This window comes from Streptomyces sp. NPDC050448, assembly GCF_040655295.1.
In the GTDB taxonomy this organism is placed as follows: Bacteria; Actinomycetota; Actinomycetes; order Streptomycetales; family Streptomycetaceae; genus Streptomyces.
Map to the genome: position 1 here is coordinate 76,776 of NZ_JBFAJR010000034.1, position 3,702 is coordinate 80,477.

Below are 3,702 nucleotides of genomic sequence, written 5' to 3' on the forward strand. Positions count from 1 at the left end.
TGCGGCGGCGTCCCGGTCCCGGGTGCGACCGTCCTGTTCAGCACCACCAGCGGTTCGCTGGGAGTCGGCGTCACCTCCGCAGCGGGCCAGGCCACTGTCACCACCAGTCTGCTGCCGTCCGGCAGCAACGTCGTCACGGCCACCGTGATCGCCGCCACCACCACGTGTACCTGCATCGGTGTCGCCGCCACGGCGACCGTGACCGTTACCGCTGCACAGAACTGTGTGGTCACCCTGTCGTCCACGCCGGTCAACCCGGTCGCAGGCCAGCCGGTGACCCTCACCGCCACCGTCACCTGCGGCGGCGTCCCGGTCCCGGGTGCGACCGTCCTGTTCAGCACCACCAGCGGCCCACTCGGCATCGGCGTCACCACCGCAGCGGGCCAGGCCACCGTCACCACCAGCACGCTGCCGGCCGGCAGCACCGTCGTCACGGCCACCGTGCTCACCGCCACCGGCACCTGCTCCTGCGCCGGCACTTCCGGAACCGGGACCGTGACCGTGGGCGTGGCGACAGGGCAGCTCACGGCACACCCCGCCTGCTACCGGCTCAACATCCCCCCGCTGCCCTGGGCCTTCGCCACCGCCACCTTCAGCGCGAGTGGCGCGACTCCCGGCGCGACGGTCACCTTCCACCTGGACGGCCCCGCCGGCCCTGTGGTGTGCACCGCCGTCGCCGACGCGAGCGGCAACGCCAGCTGCACGGCCACCCTCACCATCACACAGGTGCTGTTCGCCAGCTACACCGCGACCAGCGGGGGCGTCTCCTCGTCCAACACCCTCTCCATCTGCCTCACCTGAGGCTCGGCTGCGGCTCGCGCACCGCGGCGGCAGCAGACGTACGGCAGCTCACCCGAACCGGGCTTTCCGACAGGTGAGTTGACGAGCAACCCGGAAGAACAGCCGTCCCCCGTAGTGCAAGTACGGGGGACGACTGCTGGAGCACAAGGATAGGCGGGGCGGTACGGCGGCATGCCGACCGGCCCGCCGCCCCTCACCGCAGGAAGTTACAGAAGGAGCGGAACATGGCCTGCAATTGCGGCGGCGGTGCCCGCCCGACCGTCGTCATCTACCAGCTGAACCTTCCCGATGGCACCCGGCGCCAGTACTACACCTGGCAAGAAGCCGACGCGGCCAACCAGCGCGCGGGCGGCCTTGGAACCATCCTCGTCATCAATCAGTAACGACCATCCGGGTGCATTCACGGTGACGGAGTGGATCTCATGAGCCTTGTGGAGTTTCTCCTTTCCCTCGGCGCGACGTGCCGTATCACCAGATTCCTCACCAAGGACACGCTCGCGGCGGGGTTCCGCTCCTGGGTGGCCGGCCGCTTCGGCGACGATTCCAAACTCGCCAGCTTGGTTGGCTGTAGCTGGTGTTCGAGCATGTGGGTGGCTTCCGCCACTGCCTGGCTTGCCCACTGGGCCGGAGGGACAACCGGATTCCAGATCAGCGCGATAGCGTTGTCCCTCTCCTACCTCGCCGGGTTGGCTTCCCGGTGGCTCGATTGAGTCAGAAATGGTCAGAGGCGGGAGGGAGCGCCGCGAATGCTGCTGCCCGTGTTCCCTCCGGGACCGGAGTACCGGGCTCCCTGCTGCGACGTATCCGGGCGACCGCCGGCCTCGCCCGTTCAACGGCACCGATGCCTGGGCCGTTGGGAGTTCTCGCTTGTTTGTCCGGGGTGATTCTCGTTTGGGTGTCCAGTCTTTAGCGTTGCGTGGTTGTTCAACTTGATTGGCTTCACGGGGTGTTGTGTGCTGCGGGTGGGTGTTGCTGTTGGATATGGGCTGGGGATCGGCTGGTCATCAGGTGAGGATTGGCTGGTCAGTGGGGTGGGGGTTCCAAGCGGGGTAGGCTCTTTCTTGATCGTTTGTGGGGTGGTGTGGCCCCTGCGGGGTGTCGGGGGAGTGCTGGGATGTCGGGCGGGGTCGTGGCGGATGCGGGTGTGTTGCGTGCGGTGGCGGTGCGTAGGTTGCTGGTGTTGGAGGGCCGGGGGGAGTTGACGCCGGCGCATGTGCGGATGGTCGCTGGGACGTTGGGGGTGTCGGAGCGGACGGTGCGCCGGTGGCTTGCCGCGGCGCGTGCTGAGGGTCGTTTCGGTCCGGCTGAGCGGGAGCGGTTCGTTGTCACGCCGGGGGTTTTGAAGCTGTTGGCGTTCCACCGTGGGAACGCGGCCGCGCTCCACCGGGAGCTGGTCACTGTGCAGGCGGGGGGAGGCGCTCAGGCGCCGTCGCTCGCGACGTTGTACCGGGCTGTGGCCAGGGATGTTTCGCCAGGGCAGTGGGCCGGGTTGCGGGGTGGGGAGCAGGCACGCCGGGCTCATGACGTGTTCTTCCAGCGCCCGGTGGGGCATCGCAATGAGGTGTGGGAGACCGATCACGTCCAGGTGAAAGTGGACGTCGATATCGAGGGTCGGGTGGGCCGGCCGTGGGTGACCTGGTTCATCGACTGTTCGACGCGGGTGATCTGCGGGTACGCGGTGACCGCGCAGGTTCCTTCCAGGGAGTCGGTCCTGGTCGCTTTGCGGGACGCGATATCCCGTGAGGGGGAACACGGCCCGTTCGGTGGCCTGCCTGGAGCGGTACGTGTGGACCGGGGCAAGGACTTCCTCTCGCGGGCGGTGGGGGAGGCGTTGGGTGCGTTCGCGGTCCCGGTGGTCGATCTTCCCGCTTACAGTCCGCACCTGAAGGGCACCGTGGAGGCGTTGAACAGGGCCGCCAAGCAGATGTTCTTCGCTTCTCTTCCCGGTTACACGGCCGGCCCGCGTCTGAAGGGCGGCAGGAAACCGGCAGGCGAGCAGCAGCTGCTGCCGCTTCAGGCGTTCATCGAACTGCTGGGGCAGTGGGTGGACTGGTGGAACACCGAGCACCAACCGCGTTCCCTTGCCGGGCGTACCCCGGCGGCCGTATGGGAGGAGGACCTGACCCCGGTCGAGGACGCCGAGCCTGGCGCGCTGCACATGTTCACCCTCGAGGACGACGGCCGGGTCCGCGTACTTGCGGGCAAGGGGGTGCGGTGGAAAACCCGGAACTACGTCGCTGCGTGGATGACCGGGCAGGCCGGGCGGAAGGTACGGCTGCGCTACATGCCGCATCACGAGCACGAGATTGAGGTCTACGACGCGGCTACCGGCCAGCATTTGGGGCCGGCGTACCTGTCGAACCGTGCGAGTGCGGAGCAGATCCGGGAGATGAGGCGGGCCCGGGCGCGGGAGGCTGATCGGCTCAAGCGGTTGCTGGTCGCGGCCGAGAAGGACCGCGCCATCCGGTTCGCGGCTCTCACCCGCGGTACGCCCGAGGTGCTGGGCACGGTCACCGAGCTGGAGGCAGCCGCCGCGGTGCGGGCGCATGGCGCCGCGGATCTCGCCGAGGCGGCGCTCCCCGGATATCTGCCGCTGTCCGACCGGATGCCGGTGTCCTGGACCGCGCTGAAGCCGGTCGATGCCGCTGTTCCTTGTATTGAAGACGACGACGAAAGCCTCCTTGCCGCGCGATGAACGCCATACCCGCTGCCCGTACCTCTCCGGCCCGCCCGCCCCGTGGCCCTCTGCCGCCGCCCCGTAAGGACCACTATCTGTCGCTGCCTGATGCGAACGTGATGGGCACGATGAGGTTCCCCCGTTGCGCGGGAGGTGTTGACTAGCTGGTCGGGGCGGGTTGACGTGGTTTCAGGTTCACTGGTTCGGTCGCTGCCTGGTTGGCG

The 3,702-nt window shown here is 68.3% G+C and carries 4 protein-coding genes; all 4 read left to right on the forward strand.

What is annotated here, in order from left to right; all coding sequences use genetic code 11:
- On the forward strand, positions 1 to 801 hold an 801-nt coding region (locus AB0I68_RS30540; protein ID WP_363180587.1), incomplete at its 5' end, for an Ig-like domain-containing protein.
- Positions 802 to 1,025: 224 nt separating this feature from the next.
- Complete coding sequence (locus AB0I68_RS30545; protein WP_363180589.1) at positions 1,026 to 1,184, forward strand: hypothetical protein; 159 nt, start codon at positions 1,026 to 1,028, stop codon at positions 1,182 to 1,184.
- Positions 1,185 to 1,223: 39 nt separating this feature from the next.
- On the forward strand, positions 1,224 to 1,511 hold the full coding sequence (locus AB0I68_RS30550; RefSeq protein ID WP_363180590.1) for a hypothetical protein: 288 nt from the start codon (positions 1,224 to 1,226) through the stop codon (positions 1,509 to 1,511).
- A 404-nt stretch (positions 1,512 to 1,915) separates the two neighbouring features.
- On the forward strand, positions 1,916 to 3,496 hold the full coding sequence (locus AB0I68_RS30555; RefSeq protein WP_363180591.1) for a DDE-type integrase/transposase/recombinase: 1,581 nt from the start codon (positions 1,916 to 1,918) through the stop codon (positions 3,494 to 3,496).
- Positions 3,497 to 3,702 lie beyond the last annotated feature (206 nt).

Excerpts from the sequence above, each read along its gene's own strand:
- AB0I68_RS30555 (WP_363180591.1), top strand. The coding sequence starts at position 1,916 with ATGTCGGGCGGGGTCGTGGCGGATGCGGGTGTGTTGCGTGCGGTGGCG.
- AB0I68_RS30545 (WP_363180589.1), top strand. The coding sequence starts at position 1,026 with ATGGCCTGCAATTGCGGCGGCGGTGCCCGCCCGACCGTCGTCATCTAC.
- AB0I68_RS30550 (WP_363180590.1), top strand. The coding sequence starts at position 1,224 with ATGAGCCTTGTGGAGTTTCTCCTTTCCCTCGGCGCGACGTGCCGTATC.